We start from the raw sequence: 254 nt of genomic DNA, 5'->3' as shown, positions 1-254 counted from the left end.
CCCCCCCCCCCCCCCCCCCCCCCCCCCCCCCCCCCCCCCCCCCCCCCCCCCCCCCCCCCCCCCCCCCCCCCCCCCCCCCCCCCCCCCCCCCCCCCCCCCCCCCCCCCCCCCCCCCCCCCCACACCACCACATCTTACTGTTCGTCGGCAGCGTCAGATGTGTATAAGAGACAGGATCTGCCACGTCCTTGATCAGCTGCACGAACTGGCGGATCTGCCCGGTCTTGCTGTTGAGCGAGTCCATGGATTCAGCGG

1 protein-coding gene is annotated in these 254 nt (G+C 76.4%); it reads right to left on the bottom strand.

Translation table 11 applies throughout. The features are described from left to right. On the bottom strand, positions 1–243 hold a 243-nt coding region (locus JHD62_RS22385), incomplete at its 3' end, for a hypothetical protein (RefSeq protein ID WP_199104705.1). Positions 244–254 lie beyond the last annotated feature (11 nt).

Origin of the sequence: Aquitalea sp. ASV11, from assembly GCF_016429185.1 — a bacterium.
In the GTDB taxonomy this organism is placed as follows: Bacteria; Pseudomonadota; Gammaproteobacteria; order Burkholderiales; family Chromobacteriaceae; genus Aquitalea; species Aquitalea pelogenes.
This window is presented reverse-complemented; position numbering and strand designations above follow the sequence as displayed.